21 protein-coding genes are annotated in these 21,172 nt (G+C 64.7%); 6 read left to right on the forward strand and 15 right to left on the reverse strand.

All coding sequences use genetic code 11. From position 1 onward, the window contains the following. The coding region (locus tag RM96_RS13130; RefSeq protein WP_039011070.1) for an SDR family oxidoreductase at positions 1–366 on the forward strand (366 nt) is incomplete at its 5' end. 1,890 nt (positions 367–2,256) lie between these two features. Here the strand turns inward: RM96_RS13130 and RM96_RS38605 are convergent. The 8 genes from RM96_RS38605 to RM96_RS13165 all read right to left on the reverse strand — a co-directional run bounded on the left by RM96_RS38605 (position 2,257) and on the right by RM96_RS13165 (position 10,625). After that, entirely contained in the window at positions 2,257–2,505 is a 249-nt protein-coding gene (locus RM96_RS38605) for a hypothetical protein (RefSeq protein WP_152624105.1), read from the reverse strand. Positions 2,506–3,499: 994 nt separating this feature from the next. Further along, on the reverse strand, positions 3,500–3,940 hold the full coding sequence (locus RM96_RS37065; protein ID WP_082016535.1) for an alpha/beta fold hydrolase: 441 nt from the start codon (positions 3,938–3,940) through the stop codon (positions 3,500–3,502). Positions 3,941–4,218: 278 nt separating this feature from the next. After that, the gene (surE, locus tag RM96_RS13140; RefSeq protein WP_039011073.1) at positions 4,219–5,214 is read right to left on the reverse strand and encodes a 5'/3'-nucleotidase SurE; all 996 of its coding nucleotides are present in this window, start codon (positions 5,212–5,214) and stop codon (positions 4,219–4,221) included. 92 nt (positions 5,215–5,306) lie between these two features. After that, positions 5,307–6,332, reverse strand: a complete 1,026-nt coding sequence (dmpG, locus tag RM96_RS13145) for a 4-hydroxy-2-oxovalerate aldolase (RefSeq protein ID WP_039011074.1) — start codon at positions 6,330–6,332, stop codon at positions 5,307–5,309. 11 nt (positions 6,333–6,343) lie between these two features. Continuing rightward, positions 6,344–7,249, reverse strand: a complete 906-nt coding sequence (locus RM96_RS13150; RefSeq protein ID WP_039011075.1) for an acetaldehyde dehydrogenase (acetylating) — start codon at positions 7,247–7,249, stop codon at positions 6,344–6,346. Positions 7,250–7,284: 35 nt separating this feature from the next. Continuing rightward, positions 7,285–8,067: a 2-oxopent-4-enoate hydratase gene (gene dmpE / locus RM96_RS13155; RefSeq protein ID WP_039011077.1), complete on the reverse strand. Its 783-nt coding sequence runs from the start codon at positions 8,065–8,067 to the stop codon at positions 7,285–7,287. A gap of 66 nt (positions 8,068–8,133) precedes the next feature. Then, positions 8,134–9,696 carry a DUF1302 domain-containing protein gene (locus RM96_RS13160; RefSeq protein WP_039011078.1) on the reverse strand — a complete coding sequence of 521 codons (1,563 nt, stop codon included), beginning with the start codon at positions 9,694–9,696 and terminating at the stop codon, positions 8,134–8,136. A gap of 140 nt (positions 9,697–9,836) precedes the next feature. Beyond that, complete coding sequence (locus RM96_RS13165; protein WP_039011080.1) at positions 9,837–10,625, reverse strand: SDR family oxidoreductase; 789 nt, start codon at positions 10,623–10,625, stop codon at positions 9,837–9,839. 127 nt (positions 10,626–10,752) lie between these two features. Between RM96_RS13165 and RM96_RS13170 the strand changes: the two genes are divergently transcribed. The 5 genes from RM96_RS13170 (at position 10,753) to RM96_RS13190 (ending at position 13,835) form a co-directional block, all read left to right on the forward strand. Then, a complete protein-coding gene (locus tag RM96_RS13170) occupies positions 10,753–11,625 on the forward strand; it encodes an alpha/beta fold hydrolase (RefSeq protein WP_039011113.1) in 873 nt (290 codons plus the stop codon). 33 nt (positions 11,626–11,658) lie between these two features. After that, positions 11,659–12,444 carry an SDR family NAD(P)-dependent oxidoreductase gene (locus RM96_RS13175; RefSeq protein WP_039011081.1) on the forward strand — a complete coding sequence of 262 codons (786 nt, stop codon included), beginning with the start codon at positions 11,659–11,661 and terminating at the stop codon, positions 12,442–12,444. Positions 12,445–12,466: 22 nt separating this feature from the next. Continuing rightward, positions 12,467–12,844: a nuclear transport factor 2 family protein gene (locus RM96_RS13180; protein ID WP_039011082.1), complete on the forward strand. Its 378-nt coding sequence runs from the start codon at positions 12,467–12,469 to the stop codon at positions 12,842–12,844. 13 nt (positions 12,845–12,857) lie between these two features. Then, entirely contained in the window at positions 12,858–13,511 is a 654-nt protein-coding gene (locus tag RM96_RS13185; RefSeq protein ID WP_039011083.1) for a TetR/AcrR family transcriptional regulator, read from the forward strand. Between the two features lie 87 nt (positions 13,512–13,598). Further along, entirely contained in the window at positions 13,599–13,835 is a 237-nt protein-coding gene (locus RM96_RS13190) for a hypothetical protein (protein WP_039011085.1), read from the forward strand. 53 nt (positions 13,836–13,888) lie between these two features. On the opposite strand, the gene RM96_RS13195 is transcribed toward RM96_RS13190, so the two are convergent. From RM96_RS13195 to RM96_RS13220, 7 genes are all read right to left on the reverse strand, one after another. After that, on the reverse strand, positions 13,889–14,362 hold the full coding sequence (locus tag RM96_RS13195; protein WP_039011087.1) for an SRPBCC domain-containing protein: 474 nt from the start codon (positions 14,360–14,362) through the stop codon (positions 13,889–13,891). A 994-nt stretch (positions 14,363–15,356) separates the two neighbouring features. After that, the gene (locus RM96_RS13200) at positions 15,357–16,334 is read right to left on the reverse strand and encodes a Bug family tripartite tricarboxylate transporter substrate binding protein (protein WP_039011089.1); all 978 of its coding nucleotides are present in this window, start codon (positions 16,332–16,334) and stop codon (positions 15,357–15,359) included. Positions 16,335–16,398: 64 nt separating this feature from the next. Next, positions 16,399–17,646: a CaiB/BaiF CoA transferase family protein gene (locus tag RM96_RS13205; protein WP_039011090.1), complete on the reverse strand. Its 1,248-nt coding sequence runs from the start codon at positions 17,644–17,646 to the stop codon at positions 16,399–16,401. Positions 17,647–17,887: 241 nt separating this feature from the next. Beyond that, positions 17,888–18,055 carry a hypothetical protein gene (locus RM96_RS39345; RefSeq protein WP_193752450.1) on the reverse strand — a complete coding sequence of 56 codons (168 nt, stop codon included), beginning with the start codon at positions 18,053–18,055 and terminating at the stop codon, positions 17,888–17,890. A gap of 282 nt (positions 18,056–18,337) precedes the next feature. Next, positions 18,338–18,718 (reverse strand): VOC family protein, encoded by a 381-nt coding sequence (locus RM96_RS13210; RefSeq protein ID WP_039011091.1) that lies wholly within the window; start codon positions 18,716–18,718, stop codon positions 18,338–18,340. Between the two features lie 280 nt (positions 18,719–18,998). Further along, positions 18,999–20,042, reverse strand: a complete 1,044-nt coding sequence (locus RM96_RS13215; RefSeq protein WP_039011093.1) for a TRAP transporter substrate-binding protein — start codon at positions 20,040–20,042, stop codon at positions 18,999–19,001. A gap of 156 nt (positions 20,043–20,198) precedes the next feature. Continuing rightward, positions 20,199–21,161, reverse strand: a complete 963-nt coding sequence (locus RM96_RS13220; RefSeq protein ID WP_039011094.1) for a Bug family tripartite tricarboxylate transporter substrate binding protein — start codon at positions 21,159–21,161, stop codon at positions 20,199–20,201. Positions 21,162–21,172 lie beyond the last annotated feature (11 nt).

A 21,172-nucleotide genomic window follows, 5' to 3' on the forward strand; every position in this document is an offset into this window, starting at 1 on the left:
ATGGTGAGGCGAGGCTGGGGCCGCATCATCAGCATATCCTCCATCATCGGCTCCAAAGGCGGCTTCGGCCAAACCAACTACGCTGCAGCCAAAGCCGGAATGCATGGCTTTACGAAGTCATTGGCACTCGAAGTTGCGAAGAGCGGTGTGACGGTCAACACCGTTTCGCCTGGCTTCATTGGCACCAAGATGGTGACCGCCGTGCCACAGGAGATTCTCGATACCAAAATCATCCCGCAAATTCCTGTCGGCCGTCTTGGGAAGCCGGAAGAGGTGGCGGCATTGATTGTGTACCTATGCTCGGAGGACGCCGCTTTCGTGACGGGGGCGAATATTGCCATCAACGGTGGGCAGCACATGCAGTGAGGTCTGATGAACTGTCCAGCGCCCCACACAGGCCGGAGCGCTGAACATAGTATGCTTTGACCGGAAGGAAACAGTGCGGCCTTACTGCAGACAGCCAGGCGTGGTGGGTATCCCTGTCCTGTGTCGAGCCAATGACGGAGGCGTCTGAGCAACACAATAGTTAACCCTGATATTAGGGTTATCTAATTCGCCTTTAAATTGAGCGCTGTAGGATCCCACTACCACCCGCGCTACCATCCTCGGTAACGCGGGTTCTTTTTTTGTAGGCGGTCGGCCCTGTTCAACCCTCGCGCGCCGGCGATCTTCGCTCGCTCTTCGAAGAGTTGGCTTGTTTCATAAATGAAGCGCTTTTCAGGGTTACCACTGGCTCCTTGTCTTTAGATCCACGTCCAGCGCCGGCGTGGCATAGGGCGGCACGACCCTGGCGTTGCACACATATTCGGCTCGAATCTGAAGCCAACCCTGGAGCGAGAACGCCTTTGGCCCCGCTATCAGACGTCGTACCGTCCGAGACCGCCGCCGGTTCGACAGATCCCATAGCGATACACCTGTTGGAAGCTTGGGCCGAGCGCTGGCAGGTAGTGCATGAGTGAAAGGAACTGAGAATTAAAAAGCTCCTGCGCCAGCGCGAGTCCATCATCCATCCCACGGAATTGTGCGGTGGCAAACAATGCGCGTCAGGCCACTCGGAATTGTGGGTGATGCGGTGCTTATACTCTTTAAGCATAAGTTAAGACGTGCGGTCCGGCGATTCTGCTGTGGCTACCCACGCCTCAATCTCGAACTCATAGAACTAGATCCTGTCACAGGCAACCATGTGGCTTTGGCCAGGGGCTGCTTGCGCTTTCAGGAGTTGAAATCATCATGCCTGTTAGCACCGTTGCACTCGTCAACGTACAACCACATGTAACACTTGAGCGCTGGAGAGTCCGCGAAACAAGGCTGGGCCAACGTCATTTCGTGGGGTATTGCGTAGAGAACCACGAGGGTCGTGTGAGCAGCGCTATCCAGTCCTTCGATACTGTCACGGGGGTCGGAGTAACTTCCAGCGGCCGGCGGTACTTGTTATCAGGCTGGCCCTGTTTTGATGGTGACGCTGAGCGTATCTGGGAGCGTCTGGCCGAACGGTATGACATCAGCGAGACCAAGGACGTCAGCATTGAATTTATGGCGCCACAAAAACCTTGAGCGGCTTCCTTCGACGTAGGCGGCTCGCGTTCCTCATCCATGGACAACGCGCAGGTCAATATGTACCTATATTGCGCCGCATTTTCAGGCAGACCAGGGTTCAAGCATTCAACGACTGGGAAATGTCGCCTTTAATCCGGCTCATCTTAGCTGCCACCCTGGCGTTGGGCCTAACGGGCTGCGACCTCGACCCCACTCACAAGATTTACTTCGCCCCGGTCGTCGCCGGTGCAGTTGACGTGCAGGGAGGCGAGGGGCATTGGTGCACCGTGCCTTTGACCCTGGAGCAGGCCCTGCTGTTATCGCGCTGGCTGGAAGCTCATCGCGATGGGTGGCACGGCTTGATGCAAACGCCCCCCTTTCCCTCTTTCAGTTTTGGCTTTGAATCCGCTGACGGCCGAAGGTACTCGCTAGAGGTGACTGTTGATCCTAACGGCAATGGGGGCGCTGTTGTCAACTTTCGCGGGCCGAAGCGAGCCCCTCTCTCGAGGCACTTGTCGTTGGAGGAAGTACGTACCTTGCGCGCGGCAGTTGGAATGGATGTGCCGAAGCGGCCAGCAACATGCCAATCCGCAAACAGCAAGAACGAGCAGTTTGGGGGCGGCGCTCGCATACATCAAACCGACTCTCGCTACCCATTCCGCAAGGGTGCTTGTAGCGCACACCGGCGGGTGTTGTTCCGTGCGTAGATTGGACGCCGCTTTATCCGTTGGAGCTGAGTTTTCGGTAGGCGAGAGCGGTGGTTAGGGAAATTTGGAAACCGCCTTCGCTCTTCAGTGAGAACCTGCCACGTGCAGCGCAACCGAAAATGTTGTCGAGATGTCTGCGCGAAATATAAAGAATGACGCGAACTTTACGCATTGGCAGTTCCTCAATTTGGCAATTGGCTTCGGATTCATCGTTGACGTCGTCTGCCGTCAGTCCAGGTTTGCCGACAATTGCTTTGGTCACAATATTATTCCTCCTCATCATGCGCCGCCGAGGGTACTTCAATACAAACTGTTAGCGGTTATGACTCGGCATGTGTCGGTCTTCTCTCTGAACGGCTCAGCGGTGTTGTAGCGGGATAGCTCACTGTGCTGCGTAGCTAGAGCTCAGCCGTCAATAGGGGCGTTTCATTGATACTGATGCTAGCGAATTCACCTGAAGCCAGCAATTCCGGAGGGATGGTAGCAGGGTCAATGGGCGTGAAGCCAAGGCGGGAGAAATAGTCAGCTGCCGCTCTAGTTCCGACGACCAGGGTATCGACGCCACGCAGGCGGGCATCAGCGACCATAATTTTCTCCTTTTTCTCTTGCAGAGACTCTAGGTCAGCATTGTTCGACGGTGTATTAGCGGATTCGCACAGCGGTGACTTTCTGTAACGCCACGTCGAGGCGCTAGCTGTCCAGCTGGACTTTGGGGTCTGCAACACAACCGAGCGGCTTCTGCGTGGACAGGGGTCGGAGTACTTCCGAATGGACAAAGACTCGTGCGGGGGGAGGCGCATCCAGCTGTATTCGCGACTTGAGCTTGCCTGTTTCAGAACTTACGGATTGTCACGAGTTATGAGTCAACTCGGCTCGGGACAGTGCCGTTCTTGGCGGTAAGGCCGAGGCGCAGCCCGAAGGCGCGAAGGCCGCAGCCAGCGTGGACAAGACGAAGAAGCAATAAGCTGCTCCCATTGGGCGAACCGAGGGGGCGTTGCCGGGGCCAAGGCCGCTGCAACGTAGCCTGAGTGCAGGAGCTTTGCGGAGGGTCCAGGTTGGCTGGAAAGCCAGCCTGTCCTCTCCGCGTTTGTTCAAGATAAGGGAAGCGCCATGAAAGCCTTTGCCGCATCTACGCTGCTCGGCGGTTGCGTCGTGGTGCCGTATGATGGCGGGTACTATGGTGGTGGATACTACGGTCCGTACGGGTATTAGGGCCCCCGGCACCACGGATACCATGGACATCATGGAGATGGCGACTAACGCGGAATTTGAATCTTTGGTTGCGACCGAAATTCTAGCCATTCAGTTTCGACATCCGGCAGAACGACATCGGACCGCGCGTGGCGCCAAGCCAAAGCTTCTGAATCGTAGGCGGCGCCGACCACTGTGATCAGTCGCGCTATGCGGTCGCGAGGGTCAGCGGCAAGGCGCACGGCGATTTCACCACTCATGCTGATGCCAACGACAGCGCGCGGCTCGGCTTCATCAAGGTACTGCAACGCTGCAAGTGCCTCGCGGTCACGCTTACTCAGGGAGTTGGCTGTTCGTGCCGAGCTCTCTCCGTGCCTGGAGAAATCCACGGCAACCGACCCAATCCCACGGCTCGACAGATTCTGGCGGAGCACAGACCAGTGGGACCGTTCGCTCGTGCTTGCGCCACCATGCAGCACGAGGCAACTGGCGCGGCCTGTGAACAGACCCTAGGCACATAGTTCTTGCAGCTGCCGGCGGCAACAAGCGCGTAGCACGATCATTCCTGCTACCCGCACCGCCTTACCGGCCGCCATTCAGTTCCACGCGTGGGCCTTTCCTTCCCGAGCGTGCCCAATCGCCGCCACCCGTCGCGCCGCCGGGAGACGCGACGGGTGGCGGCACACGCTTAGCGCGACGGGAAGTAACCTTGCACGCAAATCGAATAGAAGAGGCCAGTCGGCTCGAGCGGACGGAGGTCCGCCTGCTCCCGTTGAAATATGTTCTAAGGCGCCAGCTTTACCAGCTCACGGTGCGCATGGCTGAACTGTTCGCGTGCCGTCGGTGTGGGGCGGAAGCCGACCTCGAGCGGCGAGATGGTGATGTGCCCGGCAAGGAAGGCAGGCGTCTCGGCGATCCGCGCCAGCTCGGGCGGCTCGGTGTCCGGGGCGCCAACGCCGATCGCTACCGTGTGGTCGGGATTGCGCTTGTAGACGGTCGTGAATGAATCCACTGTGCCAGCGACCGTCAGACGTACGCCCGCTGGGGCTTTCCAGCCGGTGACGACGGGGTAGTTGATGCTCAACGGGTGGGCCGCCGGCAGTAGCGGCTGGCCGGGAACGCGCCTGGCTTCCAGGCTGGCGATCACGCGGGCCAGGAAGGCTCCGGCCCTGGGAATCGTTGCCAGGGTGCTCGCAAAGCCGGTGCGTGCCTCGGTAAAGTCCACGCCGACACTCAGCGCGATGGCGGGCACGCCACGGCGCGCGGCGAACAGCACGTTCATCACCGTGCCCGAGTGCGGGATGGAATCCGACAGGTTCTCGCCGAAATTGGCCCCGGAGACGACCAGGTCCGGCGCGAAGCCGTTCTCCGGTCCGATGATCCTGAGGCCCATCGCGGTGGCGTCCACCGGCGTGCCGCTGCCCAGGTAGTCCGGGTTGGTGGCATTGAGCACGCTGCCTGCAACGAAGCCCGGCCTGACCCGGTGCACGCAGAACGTTTCCGCGCTGCCGGCGAGTGGTTCGATCACCAGCCGGGTGCTGCCGTCGGGCACGGCATAGGCGCCGCCGGAGCCGCTCTGGTTGGTGGCGGGGCCTACCGTGATCACGCGGTGGCCGGCCTCCTGCAGGGCCTTGCGAACGGCAGTGATGCCGGGCGCGGCGCAGCCGTCGTCATTGGTCAGCAGCACATTGAGTGCGTGGGCGGGGCTGGCCGCGGCGGCTGTTGCCGCGGCGGCGATACCGAGGATGCCGGGCCGCAGGCGGGCGGAAAGGCGAAGCATCGGAACCTGTCTCCTTTGTCTGTGCGTGGGAATGCAGTGCCCGGCAGCGCGGAGGCGGCGCCGGACTTGTTCTGATCCGGCGCGGCCGGCCGCTACGACACCGGCAGCCCGCGCTCGCGCGCAAGCGTGATCGCCGTATCCTCGATCATGTCCTCCTGCCCGCCCACCAGCCGCTGCCGGCCGAGCTCGACCAGGATCTCGCGCGCGGGGATGCGGTACTTGGCCTCGGCGCGCTTGGCGAACAGCAGGAAGGACGAATACACGCCGGCGTAGCCGAGCGTGAGCGCGTCGCGGTCGATGCGGATCGGGTGGTCCATGATCGGGACCACGAGGTCTTCGGCCACGTCGGCAATGCGGAACACGTCGACGCCGGTCTCGATGCCCATGCGCTCGCACACGGCCACCAGCACTTCCATCGGCGTATTGCCGGCACCGGCGCCCAGTCCCGCGGCGGCGGCATCGATGCGGGTGGCACCGCAGGCAATCGCGGCGAGCGAGTTGGCCACGCCCATGGCCAGGTTGTGGTGGCCATGGAAGCCGAGCTCGGTCTCGGGGCGCAGCGCCTGCCGCACGGCGGTCAGCTTTTCGGTGACATCGTGGGGCAGCATATGGCCGGCCGAGTCGGTGATGTACAGGCAGTCGGCGCCGTAGCTTTCCATCATCAGGGCCTGCTCCACCAGCGTCTGCGCCGGTGCCATGTGCGCCATCATGAGGAAGCCGACGGTGTCCATGCCGAGCTTGCGCGCCATGCCGATATGCTGCTCGGAGACGTCGGCCTCGGTGCAATGGGTGGCGACGCGGATGGTATGCACGCCGATCTCGTGCGCCATGCGCAGGTGGTCCACGGTGCCGATGCCGGGCAGCAGCAGCGCGGAGACGCGCGCCTGCTTCAGCTCGCCCAGCACCGCGCGCAGGTATTCCTCGTCGCTGTGCGCCGGAAAGCCGTAGTTGACTGACGCGCCGCCGAGGCCGTCGCCGTGGGTGACTTCGATCAGCGGCACGCCGGCGGCGTCCAGCCCGCGTGCGATGCCTTTCATCTGTTCCAGCGAGATCTGGTGGCGCTTCGGGTGCATGCCGTCGCGCAGGGTCATGTCGTGCAGGGTGATGCGTTGGCCCATGGCTCGGCTCCTCAGGCGGTGGCGGTTTCAGGATTGCCGGCGCGCATGGCGGCGGCGATGCACTCGGCGGTGCGGGCGGCGGAGGCAGTCATGATGTCCAGGTTGCCGGCGTACTTCGGCAGGTAGTCGCCAAGGCCTTCCACCTCCAGGAAGATCGAGACGCGCTTGCCGTCGAACACTGGCCCGTTCTTCAGGGTGTAGCCGGGCACGTACTTGCGGACTTCGGCAATCATGTCGTGCACCGAGGCGGTAATCGCGGCAACGTCGGGCGCGTCGTCGGTCAGGCAGTGGATGGTGTCGCGCATGATCAGCGGCGGCTCGGCCGGGTTGATCACGATGATGGCCTTGCCCTGGCGGGCACCGCCCACGGCCTGGATCGCGCCCGCGGTGGTACGGGTGAACTCGTCGATATTGCGGCGCGTGCCTGGCCCGACCGAGCGCGACGACACCGTCGCCACGATCTCGCCATACGCCACCGGCTGCACGCGCGACACGGCGTACACCATCGGGATGGTTGCCTGGCCGCCGCACGTCACCATGTTGACGTTCATCTCGTTGCTGCCGATATGGGCCTCGAGGTTGACCGGTGGCACGCAGAACGGCCCTATCGCCGCCGGCGTGAGGTCGATCACGCGCACGCCGCGCGCGGTCAGTTTCGCCGAGTGTTCAGCGTGGACATAAGCAGAGGTGGCATCGAAGGCGATGCGGATATCGTCGGCTTCCAGGTGCGGCAGCAGGCCGTCGATGCCGTCGCTGGTGGTCTTCAGCCCGAGCTCGCGCGCACGGGCCAGGCCTTCGGAGCCTGGCTCCACGCCGACCATCCAGACCGGTTCCAGGATTTGGCTGCGGCGCAGCTTGTAGAGCAGGTCGGTGCCGATATTGCCGGGCCCGATCAGGGCACATCGGATCTTGTTCATGATGTCTCGCGTCGCAAAGTCAGGAAGTCAGGAAGTCAGGAGAACACGGCGGTGCAGCCGCCAATGCCGGTGATGTGCATGGACAGCCGGTCGCCGGCCTGCACGGGAATCAGCGCCGCCAGCGAGCCCGACAGGATGGTCTCGCCGGCAAGCAGGGGAATGCCGAAGCTGCCGAGCGTGTTCGCCAGCCACGCCACCGCGTCGGCGGGGTGGCCCAGCGCGGCGCTGCCGAGTCCGGTGGCCACGCACTCGCCGTTCTTCTTGAGCGTCATCGCGCACGCGCCCAGGTCCAGCGCATGCGGGCTGACGCGCGCTTCGCCCAGCACATAGACGCCGCAGGAGGCGTTGTCGGCGACGGTGTCTTCAATGCGGATGCGCCAGTCCCGGATGCGCGAATCCACGATCTCGAAGCAGGCCGCCACCGCTTCGGTGGCGTCGAGCACCTCGTCGCGCGTGACACCCGGTCCGCGCAGATCGCGCCGCAGGAAGAAGGCGATCTCGCCCTCGGCGCGCGGCTGGATCAGGGTGTCGGCGGGAATGGGCTGGCCGGCGGCGTATTGCATGCTTTGCAGCAGAATGCCGAAGTCCGGCTGATGCACATCCAGCATCTGCTGCACGGCCTCGCTGGTCACGCCGATCTTCTTGCCGGTGACGCGGTCGCCGGCCGCCAGCCGGTGGGCAATAAAGCCTTGCTGGATGCGATAGGCATCGCGCACGTCGAGCCCCAGTCCGCGGCCACTGAGTGGCGGCACCGGCGAGCGCGTAAGCAGCGCATGGTGGAGTTCGTTGCTGAGCGTTGTGATCAGGTCGGCGGTCATAACGGGAAGGTCGGAAATCACTGCCGCAGCGGCAGCGCGCCGCGGCAGTTCGGATCGGAACTGGCCTCAGAACGAGTACTTGGCGTTGAAGGCCACGTAGTCGCGGTCAGCCAGCGGGCGGTTGGTAATGCTCGGCCCGCCAAGGAACGCGGAATAGGTCAGGTTGAGCTCCAGGTTGTTCAGGTACTTGAAGGTCAGCCCCACGCTGGCGCGCTTGTCGCCATAGCCCATCAGCGTGCCGAAGGCGCCCGCCACGGCAGACCTGCCGCTGAACTGCTGCGCATAGGTGAGCGGCACCGTCAGGTCCCAGCCATCGAATACGTTGTTGTAGGTCAGCGACCAGCCCAGCTGGAATGCCGCCGAATTGCGAGTGTTGGTCAGCTCGCTGAAGCCCATCACCGAATCCACGCCCAGCACGTGCAGGTAGGCGATTTCGCCAACCAGCGACTGTGAGTTGGCCAGGAAGGTGGGACCCACCGAGTAGATGGCGGAGAGCTGCCCCTGCAGCGCCCTGCCGGGCGAGGCAGTCGGTGAGCCTGCCACGTTCACCAGCATCGGTATGCCGTCCTTGTAGCTGACTTCACCGGCGACGTTGGCGCCCAGCACTTGCGTGGAGAAGCTGGCGCCGGTCAGGTTGATGCCGCCGAAGAACTTCTGCTGGTACTGCAGCGTAGGGAAGAGCGAGGTGACGACGCTCGGGTTCTTGTCGTGGTAGCGCAGCTGGTAAAGCCCGATCTCGGTGCCTTCGAATACGCGGAAGCGCGTGCCGATGCCCCACTGTCCCCAGTCGGAGGGGCGGATGTCCGGGCCGCGCGGGATGCGGAAGCCCGGCCCGATGATGAACTCCGCGCCCGGTCCGACCAGGTCGCTGGTGCTGAAGTAGCTGCCGGGCGCGGAGAGCTGGTTCGGCTTGTAGGTGAACTGGTAGTAGCCCATCACACTGAATGCGGGCGTGACCTGCAGCTGCAGCGAAGCCTGCGGGACCGGCAGCAGGATGTCCTTGACCTCGGCGCCCGGCACGAATGCCTTGGTCGCGTCGGCAGGCCCTTGCGCGCCGGCGATATTGGCGAAGAACAGGCTCTCGCCCCATGCCACCACCTGGTTGCCGAGCTTGAAGCTCAGCTGCGTGCTGCCGACGGGGACCGCACCATAGACATAGGCATCCAGCAGCTGCGCGCGGGACTCGTGATAGTCGCGCGCCGATTCGGTGAACTGGTTGAACGGGCCGCTGTGGTTGACCGTGAAGGGCGCGTTGTTGGAGTTGGTGCCGCTGTAGGCCCAGTCATAGAACACGCTGCCGCGCACCAGTGCGCCGAAGGCGTCGTGCTGCACATGCGCTTCGCCAAGCAGGGAAGTGCGGTTGGCGATCATGTCGCCCTGCCTGAAGTTGCGGTTGCCGTCGTCGCCGTTGATATTGGCCGGGCTCAGCAGCGTATTGCTCTGGTGGCTGGTGCGCACCGCCGCCCCGTAGCTTGCGGTGATGCTGTAGTCGAGCGTCGTGTCGTGGCCGAGGTCAACGGTGTCGCCCGCGCGCGCGGGCGGCGCCAGCAGTGCGGCCAGTGCCGCCGCGGCGGCGATTGGCCTCAGCCGGTTGCGGCGTTTCAGTGGGCCGAGTGGTGGATTGTGCATGGTGGTCTCCCCTTGGTTTCGGTGGTGGTTCTCATTGCCTGGCACTTCGATTGGCGCTCGTCTGGCCGCAAGCGTAGAGAGGGGGAGCCATGCACAAATCGGCAGAACGGACTAGGCGGTTTCCCTACGGGCGCAGCCGGTCAGCCACGATTGAGCGAGGCCGCGTCGAGAAAGCCCGGGCGTTCGCCGCCACCGTCGATCACGAGATTGGCCCCCGATACGTAAGACGCCTGCGGCGATGCGAGGAACAGGCACGCGTCGGCGATGTCGCCCGGCTGTGCAAGGCGGCCCAGCGGCACCGTTGCGGCCATGGCGCGCAGTGCTTCAGGGTCGCCGTAGTGCTGCTGCTGCGAGGTATCGGTCAGCACCATGCCGGGGCTGACCGCGGCGACGCGTACCCTGGGCGCCCATTCCACCGCGAGCGTGCGCACGGCATTGAGGATGCCGGCTTTCGCGGCGCCGTAGGCGGCCGTGCCCGGCGAAGGACGCAGCGCGCTGACGCTGCCGACGAACAGCTGCGTGCCGCCGCCTGCCTGCTGCTGCATCCGCGCGTTGGCGCGCTGCGCGAGCTGCAGGGGCGCTACCAGATTGAGCCGGATGACCGATTCCAGCAGTCGTGGCGAAGCCTCCGCAACCAGCGCGAACGGTGACCCGCCGGCGTTGTGAACCACCACGTCGAGCGAGGCGCTGGCCTGCGCGATCCGGGCGAGCATGGCATCGAGCTGCTCGATGTCACGAATGTCCGCCGCGATGAAGCGGGCGGTGCGGCCATCCGCGTTCGGCAGTTCGCCGTCATGGGCGGGTGCGGTGCGGCCGCATACGAAGACCTGCGCGCCGGCACGCAGGAAGGCCTCGCTGATGGCACGGCCGATGCCGCGCATGCCGCCGGTCACCAGTACGGTCTGGCCGGTGTAGTCAAATCCTCTCATGGGTCCCCCCTGATGCATGGAGCGCCCATCGTAGGAGAAGTGGCCGTGCCGCTCGTAGTCCGAATGAACGATGCCCGGGGTGCCAGGGCTGCGCAAACTGCTCGGCAAAACCACGGGAGACGCCCTCATGTCCGTTACGTCACAGCACACGCCCTTGTCCCCGCACCCGAACCTGCCGGTCGGGCGCTTCATCACCACGTCCACGGGGCTGCGCCTGCACTGTCTGGACTCGGGCAGCGGCGAGCCGGTGGTCTTTATCCACGGCAGCGGGCCGGGCGCGAGCGGGCACAGCAACTTCCGCCACAACGTGCCGGCCTTTGCCGGGGCGGGCTTTCGCACCGTGGTGGTGGACCTGCCCGGGTATGGCCTGTCGGCCAAGCCGGACGATGTCGAATACACGCTGGACTTCTTCGTCGCCGCGCTGCGTGAGCAACTGCTGGCACTGGAGTTGCCGCGCTGCGTGCTGGTAGGCAATTCGCTTGGCGGGGCCATCGCGCTGCAGTACGCGCTGGACTTCCCGGAGCATGTCAGCCGCCTGGTGATGATGGCGCCCGGCGGCGTGGAAGAACGCGAGACCTATTTCCAGATGGAGGGCATCCAGCGCATGGTGTCGCTGTTCACCGGCGGGCACATGAACCCGGACACCATGCACCAGCTGCTGCAGCTGCTGGTGCACGACGCCAGCCTGGTGACCGACGCGCTGGTCGACGAGCGCATGGCGGTGTGCCGCGAGCAGCCGCGCGAGGTGCTGGCCACCATGAAGGTGCCCAACCTGACGGCGCGGCTGGGCGAGCTCCGGTGTCCGGTGCTTGGCTTCTGGGGCACGGAGGACCGGTTCAATCCCGCGTCGGGCGCCATGAAATTCCTGGACGGCTGCGCCGACGCGCGCTTTGTCATGATCAACCGTTGTGGCCACTGGGTGATGGTTGAGCACGCGGCCTATTTCAACCGCGAATGTCTCGGCTTCCTGGCCGACACGGCGCCGGGCGCCGCGGCATAATTGGCGCCCACATAACGAGACAGAGGAGACACCATGGAATACCCGTATAGCCTGTTCGACTTGCGCGGCAAGGTCGCCGCCATTACCGGTGCCGCGCGCGGCATCGGCGCGGAAACTGCTCGTGTGCTGGCAGCCGCGGGCGCGAAGGTCGCCGTGCTCGATGTGCTGGAAGCCGACGGCAAGGCCACGGCCGAGCGCATCTGCGCCGACGGCGGCGAGGCTGCATTCTGGAAGCTCGATGTCACCAGCGAAAGCGAGGTGTCGCGCGTGTTCGATGAGATCGCGGCCCGCTTCGGCGGCCTTGGCATCGTGGTGAACAACGCCGGCATCGAAGGGCCCAACGAACCGACCCACCAGGTGACGCTGGAGCAATGGCAACAGGTGATGGCGGTGAACGTGACGGGCACATTCCTGTGCACCAAGCACGCCATTGCGCACATGGAGCGCGCCGGCGGCGGTGCCATTGTCAATGTGTCGTCGATGTACGGCATCGCTGCGGGCCCGGACGTGCCGCCCTACCATGCGTCCAAGGCGGCGGTGCGGATGATGGCCAAGACCGATGCCATGCTCTACGCCGGCAAGGGGATCCGCGCCAATTCGATCCATCCCGGCTATATCCGCACGCCGATGCTCGAACACGTGGCCCAGGTCTCGGGGCAGGGCGAGGCGCTGTTCGACTATCTCGGCGGCCAGACTCCCATGGGCAAGGTGGGCCAGCCGCGTGACATCGCGGCGGGCATCCTTTACCTTGTGTCCGATGCCGGACGCTACGTCACCGGCGCAGAGCTGGTGATCGACGGTGGCTACACCGCACGCTGAATGACCCGACCAGGAGAACCCGATGCCCGATAGCGCCGTGATGAAAGCCACGCTGCTCGACTATGTCGAGCGCTTCAACGCAGGCGACGCCCAGGGCGTTGCCGAGCTCTATGCGGACGATGCCACGGTGGAGGACCCGGTCGGCGCGCAGCCGATCGCCGGCAAGCCGGCCATCCTCGCCTTCTACCAGCACACCACGGCGCTGGGCGCGCGCCTCGAGGTGGTGGCGCCACCACGCGGGTCGCACGGCGACGCCGCGGCGCTGACCTTCGCGGTGCACGCCCGCCTGGAAGGGCGGCCGGCCCGCATCGACGTGACCGACATCATGACGTTCGGCGCAGACGGCCGCATCCGGAGCATGCGTGCCCACTGGGGGCCGGACGACGTGCATTTCCTGTAGGACCATCGCGCCGATGGCCCGGCGTACCCGCGAGGATGCCGCTGTCACGCGAGCGCGCATCCTGGCCAGCGCGCAGCAACTGATCCGGGAGCGCGGGCTGCATTGCGTCACCCTTGACGATGTGGCCCGCGCCATCGGCATGACGCGCGGGGCGGTCTACGCACATTTCCGCTCCCGTGCAGAACTGCTGGGCGCGCTGCTGTCCTGCGCCGAAGCCGACTTCGCCGCACGGCTTGCGCCGCTGTCGCGGGGCGCTTGCGGCACCGGCCCGCGCGCGCTGCAGCAGGCACTGGCAGCCTTGCTCCATGGCGACGACATCGCGCGCCATGTCAGCCTGCTGGCGTTCCTGTTGCAACACAAGTGCGGCGACGCCTGCGAGCTCTGTCCGCTGCGCGCCCGCGTGCTGCAGAGCATCGAGGCGGCTCGCGAAACCCTGGCGGTGTTGCTGCCGGCGCCCGGCCTGGCCAGCCTGCTGGTCGCGCACCTGTGGGGCTTGCTGAGCGCGCAGGCGCTGCACTTCGCGCCGTCCGGCCATTCCGGATGCGCTGCTTCCCTGGCGCGGCTGTACCTGGGTCATGACGGGTTGCCCGATGGGCTTCCATCAGCGACCCAAGGCATTCTGGCCAATGCCATTTGCGACCCGGCGCTCGTCCGGGATACTCCTTAGTCTGCTCGGACGAAGAACTTCGGGTGTGCGCTGACTACGATGCTGTCAGAAGCCTTGAAACCCGGCACGGGTGCGTAGGAGACAGCCATGAATCGGCTCGGTGTTCGTTGGGCGGCAGGCCTGGTCGGGGCCGGGGCCGCAGTGGGAGCAGCCTGGGCGATTGCCATGGGCGGCGACATTGCCGCGGCGCATGGCAGCCAGGACGAGATGCCTGCAGTCAGCATGATTGCCGCCGATGCGATGCAGGACAACTGCGACGACGCCTGCGTGCGCGGCCGCGGCGCCGCGGCGCTGGTGGTGCTGAGCCAGCGGCCACCGCAATGACCGGACCACCGGCCTGCATGTCCAGGCCGGTCTGGTATCAATCCGGAGGCCTGTCAGGTAGCCTGCCGTTGCGCGTTGAGCGCTTCCGCACGCGCCTTCACGTCGCGGGCCACCTGGTCAAAGCCCCGTTTCACCCAGGCACCGTGCTCGCGCATGATGACATCCGCGTTCAGGCCGAGGAACAGGTCGGTGGTGACGTAGCGCGTGCGCCCGGGCCCGATCGCTTCGACGTACTGGTCGCGCCGGGCAGCATCCTTGTTGTCGTCGGCAGGACGTTGCTCCCACGAGAGCAGGCGTTCGGGCTCCCAGGCCACCAGGGTCTCGTTGACCGGAATGACCTGGCCGGTGCCCGGGATGCGTACCTGCATGTACACCATGTCGCCGAGCCGCCCGGTGGTCTCCAGGCCCGGGCAAAACGTATTCCATTCCGCGTAGCGCGCGAAGTCGGTCAGCACTTCCCATACCAGCGACGCTGGCGCTTCGATCTCCACCTCGATCGACGTCACGAGATTCTCGGCCTTGGCCATCGGTTCCTCCTACATTCATGTCATGGGGAATGAGAACACTAGAGCCGCGTGCCATGCATGCGCATACTCCGAACGGACGAGTCCACGCGGACGAAGCCGGTGCTGGCGGGAAGGTTCAGATTGGCGTAATGCAGCTAGAGTCTCCATCTGCTGTGAGCTTGGTGCTGGCCATCGGGGATGGCTGGCATTTTTTTGTTCTTCGCTGATATGTGGGGGGATTTGGAGGGGGGTGTTGCTGACGGGCCTGAGGCTAGTGGCTGCGGTTGGGCGTTGTCGAAGGTCGACGGCCGCAGGTTTCGCCCTGAAGGGCGAGTCACTTTCTGTCCGAGCGACAGAAAGTAACCAAAGAACGCGTTAACTGTCCTCGGCGGACGGCCAGTCTTATCGTAGTGTTCGACGGTTCTTGTACGGGTATTGGCTTCAGGGCATAGCTACGATGCCTGCCGCGTTGTGACGAGACGGCGCGAGGCATTGACAGGCCGTCCTCCCGACCTCGTGAGAGCGGAGTGGCACGCAGCTTGACGCTCGTCGGTATGCGCAGCCGAATCGCGCACCACCGTCATGGTCCAAAAACTCTTGCCGTAGGCATGTCGCTCGATCACCGTGCCACTCCGCTCTCACGAGGTCGGGAGGACAGCGCCGTTCCCGGCGTTGCCCCTGGCGATCTGCGCGGCAGGCAGTCCAGCTATGCCCTGAAGCGAATACCCGTACAAAAACGCCGGCAGACTACGGTAAGACTCCCGCCCGGCGGGCAAGAAGGCGCTTTTTGCTTCCTTTTTGGCGCAGTCAAAAAGGGAGTCGCCGGCTACGCCGGCGAAACAGCCACGCCAGCCAAGAACCAATCTCGCAATCCAGCGAAGAACCCATTTCTTCAGGCTGTGCCGGAGAGACCGCGAGGCGTCCCGACCGAGCCATATCGGCCCCTTGGGAACCTGAGCGCCCGGGATTGTGTGTACCGGGCCCGCCGTTGCAGCGTACCCGGCATGCTGGCGCTTTACTCGACCGCGATGCCTCTGTCGCGGATCACCTTGCCCCACTTGGCATAGTCTTGCCGGATGCGCTGGCTCATCTGCGCCGGCGCCTGGAAGTTGGCGATGGCACCGGCCTTCAGCAGCTGGTCCTGGACATCCTTGTCGGCCAGGATCTTGCCGACCTCGCCGGCGACGCGATCCACCACCTCCTTGGGCGTGCCCGGCGGCGCCAGCAGGCCGCCCCAGGACACGGCGTCGTAGCCCTTGAAGCCTTGCTCGGCAATGGTCTTGACGTCGGGCAGCATGCTGACGCGCTGCGGCGAGCCGACCGCGATGGCGCGCAGCTTGCCTGCCTGGATGTGCGGCAGCGCGGCGACGAGGTCGGCGTACATGATCGGGACCTGGCCGCCGAGGGTGTCGCTGATCGCGGGCACGCCGCCCTTGTAGGGCACGTGCTGCATCTCGAAGCCGCCCATCTGCTTGAGCAGTTCCATGCTCAGGTGGCCGAAGCTGCCGGCGCCGGAGCTGGTGTAGTTGAGTTTGCCCGGCTGTGCCTTGGCCTGTGCGATCAGCTTGGGCAGGTCGGTCACGTTGGGCAGCAGCGTGGGGTTGACCACCACCACGATCGGCAGGTCATAGACGGTGGCAACGGGCGTGAAGTCCTTGGTGGTGTCGTAGCCCGCCTTCTTGTACAGGTGCGGCGCCAGCAGCGTGGGCGTGGCCAGCATCATCAGCGTGTAGCCGTCGGGCGCGCTCTTGGCCACCTGGGCGGCAGCGATGGAGCCGGATGCGCCGGCGCGGTTCTCCACCACCACCGGCTGCCCGAGGCGCGCGCCCAGCTTCTGGCCGACGATGCGCGACGCCGTATCCGTGGGGCCGCCCGGCGGGAACGGCACCACGAGCCTGATCGGCTTGCTCGGCCAGGATTGCGCGAAAGCGCTGCCGACGAGCAGCGGCGCTGCGGCCAGTGCCAGGATGGCACGGCGCCAGGAGTGGACCATATGGGTGAAATTTCGAGTGCGCACGTTTGTTGTTCCAGGTTGAGTCATTGCAGGGCGCGAATGCTTACGCGGGCTTCGGTGCCTCGGGCAGCGTCAGCACGCCGCGGGCCTGCAGTTCCTGCAGCTGGTCATCGCTCATCCGCAGCAGGTTCTGCAGTACCGCACGCGTGCCCTCGCCCAGCGTAGGCGGCGCGTTGCGGATCGGCAGGCGCTGGCCATCCAGTCGGTAAGGGGGCGCGAACACGTGCGTACTGCCAGCAACGGGATGCGGCATCTCGCGCAGCAGTCCACCCTCGCGGGTCCGCTCGCTGGTCAATGCCTCGTGCAGTCCCGCCACCTTGCCGCAGGGAATGCCGCAGGCCGTCATGCGCTCAAGCAGCAGTTCGCGCGCAAAGCCGCGAATCAGGCCGGTAATCAGCGGGGTCAACGTCTCGCGGTTCTTGGCGCGCTCCACATTGGTGGCATAGCGCGGGTCCTCGACGATGTCCGGGCGCTCGATGACCTGGCGGCAGAACTTGTCGAACTGGCTGTTGTTGCCGACGGCGATGATCAGCGGGCCATCGGCGGCCTCGAACATGCCATAGGGCACGATGGACGGATGGGCATTGCCATAGCGCGCGGGGTCGCGCCCGAGCAGCATGGCGTCCAGGCCGTAATAGCCGGTGACCATCAGGCCGCAGTCGTACAGCGCCATCTCGATCAGTTGGCCCTTGCCCTTGCGCTCACGGCGGAACAGGGCCGCCAGCACCGCCTGCGCGGCGTACATGCCGGTCATCAGGTCCACCACCGCCACGCCGAACTTCAGCGGCGGCGTGTTCGCTTCCCCGTTCAGCGCCATGAGCCCGGCCTCGCCCTGGATCACCAGATCGTAGCCGGGGCGCTTGGCCTCGGGGCCGCTGGTGTTGTAGCCGGAAACCGCGCAGTAGATCAGGTCGGGCCTGATCGCCTTGAGCTGTTCGTAGCCGAGGCCAAGCTTTTCGGCCCCGCCGGTCTTGAAATTGTGGATGACCACGTCGAACTGCGGCAGCAGGTCGTAGACAATCTGCACGCCTTCCTTGCTCTGCAGATCCAGCGTGATGGACCGCTTGTTGCGGTTCATGCTGTTGTAGTAAGTCGTCTCGGTCTTGCCGATGCGCATGCCCCAGTCGCGCGTGTCGTCGCCGCGGGCGGGGTGTTCCACCTTGACCACCTCTGCGCCGAAATCGGCCAGCACCTGGCCGCACAACGGTCCCGCAAACACACGCGACAGGTCAAGTACGCGCACGCCCTCAAGCGGGAAGTCGATGCCCTGGGATTGGTCAGGCGTCTGCATTATTTGTCTCCTTGGACTGTATCGAGGCATGACCCGTCTCTGGAACATCGCAGCAAATGTCGGGTCGACGCCATGCGAAAGATTCCTTGGGCGCTGCCCGGTCCCTTCGCGTTTAACCTGCCATTCTTGCTTGGATAAATGGGCAATACAATACTCACCCACGTTGACAGAATGTTCAACAAAATTTGACGATGCCATCGCTGCATGAGCGCGCTTGCGCTTATGAGGACCGCATGCGATATCAATGGCTTGCTGGTGAACGTGCGATCTGCCGTTTCACCAGAGAGGAAAGCGGACTGACCACGTCATCGAGGCGGCCCTCGGCTTCACCCTTGCGCACGCATCCCAGCGGGGCGGGGATGCCGATGCCGGTGGTCGCCAGCAGGCTGCCGCCGGCCTGCTCCAGCACAATGATGCGATCCAGGTGAAAAGCGCGCTCATGTATTGCTTCTCAAAGCGGACCGCGGCCTATGTCGAAGGCGTCTGGCAGCACGCTTCCGGTGACGGCCCGGCAACAGGGGCATGGATCAATGGACTGTCCGGGCCTGCTGCGGCTTCAAGCGGGCGTACGCAGGTGCTTGGGCGCATTGTGGTGACGACTGCGTTTTAGCGATCCGCCTGGTCAGGCCTTCGGCCTATGCTCCGGGCAAGCGACCTACGTTCGCCCGTCACCCGATCGTCGCATCCCGACCTACCTTAGGGCCTCGGGTTCGTGGCAAACCACTTCGATGTTGTGTCCGTCCGGACCAATGACGAACGCTGCATAGTAGTTCGCGTGGTAGTGCGGGCGCAGACCAGGCGCACCATTGTCTTTGCCACCCGCCTCCAGAGCCGCGCGATAGAAAGCTTCGACCTGCTGGCGATTCTCGGCCGTGAACGCCAAGTGAAGATGCGACGGCTTCTCCTCGGTGTGGTACAGGCACAATGAGGCCTTACCCTTTGGGCTAAGCTCGACACCATACGCAGGCGGCCCCTCCGAGGCAACAGCTACGCCGAGCGGTTCCAGTGCCTTGAGGAAGAACGCTTTGCTCGCTGCATAGTCGCTGACTCCGAATTTGACGTGGTCAAACATGAGTTCTCCTGAAGTGTGTGGGCCTGCGCGAGGATCCTAACCCTTCCATCAAGGGGACGTCCATAAGCGGGCTTCGCCCACTAGCGGCCGCCCCTCGTGTCAAACGTTGGGCGTCCGGTCTTGAAATTGGGCAATGGCAGCTCCTGGCCCCATGGCAGCTCGCCAGGCTATTCCAAACCAGGCGTCTCAGGCAGGCGGGCATCACGCCGGGGCAGGCGCCGTCGGCAATGAAAACGGGCAGCCCGAAGGCTGCCCGTTTCGCTTTGTAAATCGCCCGTGCCTAGCGCAGCCCGGCTTCCGCGCTGAGGTAGGTCTTCAGCAGTGCCGCCCCGCGCTCGCCCACGCGCGATTGCCAGATCGCCACCGCGCTCAGGCCCGCGTCGCGCAGCGCCTGCTGCACGGCAGGCGCCGGATTGTCCTGGATCGTTACCCCGTTGGCGCGCATGCGGGCAGTGTTCTCGGCCAGCCGCGTATTCAGCCGCGCCCACTGCTTGTCTTCCGTCGCGCTGGCCGCCGCGGTCACGGCATCTCGCTGGGCCGGCGTCAGGGCCTGCCATGTGGTGGCGTTGACGGTCGTGAACGACAACGGCATGGCATAGCCGATGGCCGTGAAGTTGGGCAGGTAGTCCCACAGCTTGCGGCCGGCTCCGCCATCGCCCGATGACAGCACGGCGTTCACCGAGCCGTCCTTCAGGCGCGGCATGGCGTCGGCAAACGACAGGTTCTGCGCCTTCGCCCCCGCCGCGCGCATGACCTCGGCGGAGGTCTCGTCATAGGCGCGCACCGACAGCGCGCGCAGATCGTCGAGCGTGCCCACGGGATGGCGCGACCACAGGCCTGTGGGCGGCCAGGGCGTGACGTAGAGCAGATGCTGGCCCTGCTTCTCGAAGGCGCGCGCGTAGTCCGCGCGGGTCAGGTCGGCCAGCCGGCGCGCCTTGTCGACCGACGTCGCCACAAACGGCAGCGACGACAGCAGGAAAATCGGATCGACCTCGCCCAGCGCACCGCCGAATGCGTCGCCGGCCTGCAGCCTGCCGTCGCGGATCGCGGCCGGCATCTGCGCGGACTTGAAGCCCGCGCTGGCATCGAAGGTCGGCTGCGGGGCCATCGCGCCCTGCGTGCGGGCTGAAACCTCTTGCGCAAACGTGGTCAGTCCCTCGCCCGGCATCGACGTCGCCGGGTATTCGGTGCCCATCTGCCAGACCACCGGCGCGGGTTGCGCATGGGCGACGGGCGCGAGCAGGGCAGCGGTGGCGACGGCAAGGCCCGCGGTCATCGCGAACGATAGCGTGGCGTGGGCAAGGCGAGGGCGAAGAAGGCGCATGGAAGGGTGGATGGAAGAGTGGGGGAGGTTTCGGCGGGCCGGGCTCCGCCATCGCGGGCGGTGCCGGCCGGTGTGCATTATAGGCATCCCCTGCCGGAATGACTGGGCGCTAGCTGGACATTCTTCCTTCTGGCTGTTCCAGGGGGCGCGGCCCGGTCATTCCAGTTGAACGTTGGCGTGCTTGATGACCTCGTTCCAACGCCTGTTGTCGTCGGCCAGCAACCTGGCCATTTCCGACCCGGAGCCATAGAACGGCTGCGCGCCCTGGGCCGTCAGCCGCCTGACCATTTCGGGTTCGACGATGATGGACCTGACAGTGTCCTGGAGCTTTCTTATCACCTGCGGGCTGGTTCCTGCGGGCGCCATCAGTGCTGACCAGGACTCCGTTTCCGCATTTTTGATGCCAAGCTCTTCGAAGGTCGGAACATCGGGGATCGCGGCATTGCGCTGCCTGCTGGCCACGCCGAGCAAGCGGACCCGGCCCGACTTGACGTAGGGTTGCACGGTGGGAAGGTTCACGAAAAGAACCTGTATCTGACCGCTCAGTAGATCGGCTGCTGCAGGACCGGCGCCCTTGTACGGGACGTGCGTGAACTTGACTCCGGACCGGAGCATGAAGAGCTCGCCGATCATGTGGTTGACGGACCCCTGTCCCGCGGAGCCCATATTGAGCTTCCCGGGATTAGCCCTCGCGTACTGGAGCAGCTCCGCCATGCTCCTCGCCGGCGTACTGGCCGAGACGGCCAGCACGTTCGGGACCGTAGCAAAGAGCGCAATCGGCGCAAAGTCCTTCGACGGCGAGAACGGCAGGTTCCTGGACAACAGCGGTTGTATGACCTGACTGCCCATCGTCGCGTACAACAGCGTATACCCATCGGCGCGCGCCCTGGCGACGAATGCCGCGCCGATGGCTCCGCCAGCGCCGGGCTTGTTGTCCACGATGACCGGTTGGCCCAGCACCTGGGACATGCGGGTTGCCAGCAGCCGCGCGGTAAGGTTTACGGTCCCGCCTGGTGCGAACGGCACGACAAGATCGACCGGCTTGTCGGGATACGCTTGCGCGCTGACGACGGAGCAGAACCCCATGGCAGCAACAAGCACCGTAGTGAACTTGAACATGGTCGTCTCCT

This window comes from Cupriavidus sp. IDO (assembly GCF_000812465.1).
In the GTDB taxonomy this organism is placed as follows: Bacteria; Pseudomonadota; Gammaproteobacteria; order Burkholderiales; family Burkholderiaceae; genus Cupriavidus.

What these genes read in the sequence shown, in the direction of transcription:
- surE (WP_039011073.1), bottom strand. Translation starts at nt 5,214, where the DNA reads ATGCTTCGCCTTTCCGCCCGCCTGCGGCCCGGCATCCTCGGTATCGCC.
- dmpG (WP_039011074.1), bottom strand. Translation starts at nt 6,332, where the DNA reads ATGGGCCAACGCATCACCCTGCACGACATGACCCTGCGCGACGGCATG.
- RM96_RS13150 (WP_039011075.1), bottom strand. Translation starts at nt 7,249, where the DNA reads ATGAACAAGATCCGATGTGCCCTGATCGGGCCCGGCAATATCGGCACC.
- dmpE (WP_039011077.1), bottom strand. Translation starts at nt 8,067, where the DNA reads ATGACCGCCGACCTGATCACAACGCTCAGCAACGAACTCCACCATGCG.
- RM96_RS13160 (WP_039011078.1), bottom strand. Translation starts at nt 9,696, where the DNA reads ATGCACAATCCACCACTCGGCCCACTGAAACGCCGCAACCGGCTGAGG.
- RM96_RS13165 (WP_039011080.1), bottom strand. Translation starts at nt 10,625, where the DNA reads ATGAGAGGATTTGACTACACCGGCCAGACCGTACTGGTGACCGGCGGC.
- RM96_RS13170 (WP_039011113.1), top strand. Translation starts at nt 10,753, where the DNA reads ATGTCCGTTACGTCACAGCACACGCCCTTGTCCCCGCACCCGAACCTG.
- RM96_RS13175 (WP_039011081.1), top strand. Translation starts at nt 11,659, where the DNA reads ATGGAATACCCGTATAGCCTGTTCGACTTGCGCGGCAAGGTCGCCGCC.
- RM96_RS13180 (WP_039011082.1), top strand. Translation starts at nt 12,467, where the DNA reads ATGCCCGATAGCGCCGTGATGAAAGCCACGCTGCTCGACTATGTCGAG.
- RM96_RS13185 (WP_039011083.1), top strand. Translation starts at nt 12,858, where the DNA reads ATGGCCCGGCGTACCCGCGAGGATGCCGCTGTCACGCGAGCGCGCATC.
- RM96_RS13190 (WP_039011085.1), top strand. Translation starts at nt 13,599, where the DNA reads ATGAATCGGCTCGGTGTTCGTTGGGCGGCAGGCCTGGTCGGGGCCGGG.
- RM96_RS13195 (WP_039011087.1), bottom strand. Translation starts at nt 14,362, where the DNA reads ATGGCCAAGGCCGAGAATCTCGTGACGTCGATCGAGGTGGAGATCGAA.
- RM96_RS13200 (WP_039011089.1), bottom strand. Translation starts at nt 16,334, where the DNA reads ATGGTCCACTCCTGGCGCCGTGCCATCCTGGCACTGGCCGCAGCGCCG.
- RM96_RS13205 (WP_039011090.1), bottom strand. Translation starts at nt 17,646, where the DNA reads ATGCAGACGCCTGACCAATCCCAGGGCATCGACTTCCCGCTTGAGGGC.
- RM96_RS13210 (WP_039011091.1), bottom strand. Translation starts at nt 18,718, where the DNA reads ATGTTTGACCACGTCAAATTCGGAGTCAGCGACTATGCAGCGAGCAAA.
- RM96_RS13215 (WP_039011093.1), bottom strand. Translation starts at nt 20,042, where the DNA reads ATGCGCCTTCTTCGCCCTCGCCTTGCCCACGCCACGCTATCGTTCGCG.
- RM96_RS13220 (WP_039011094.1), bottom strand. Translation starts at nt 21,161, where the DNA reads ATGTTCAAGTTCACTACGGTGCTTGTTGCTGCCATGGGGTTCTGCTCC.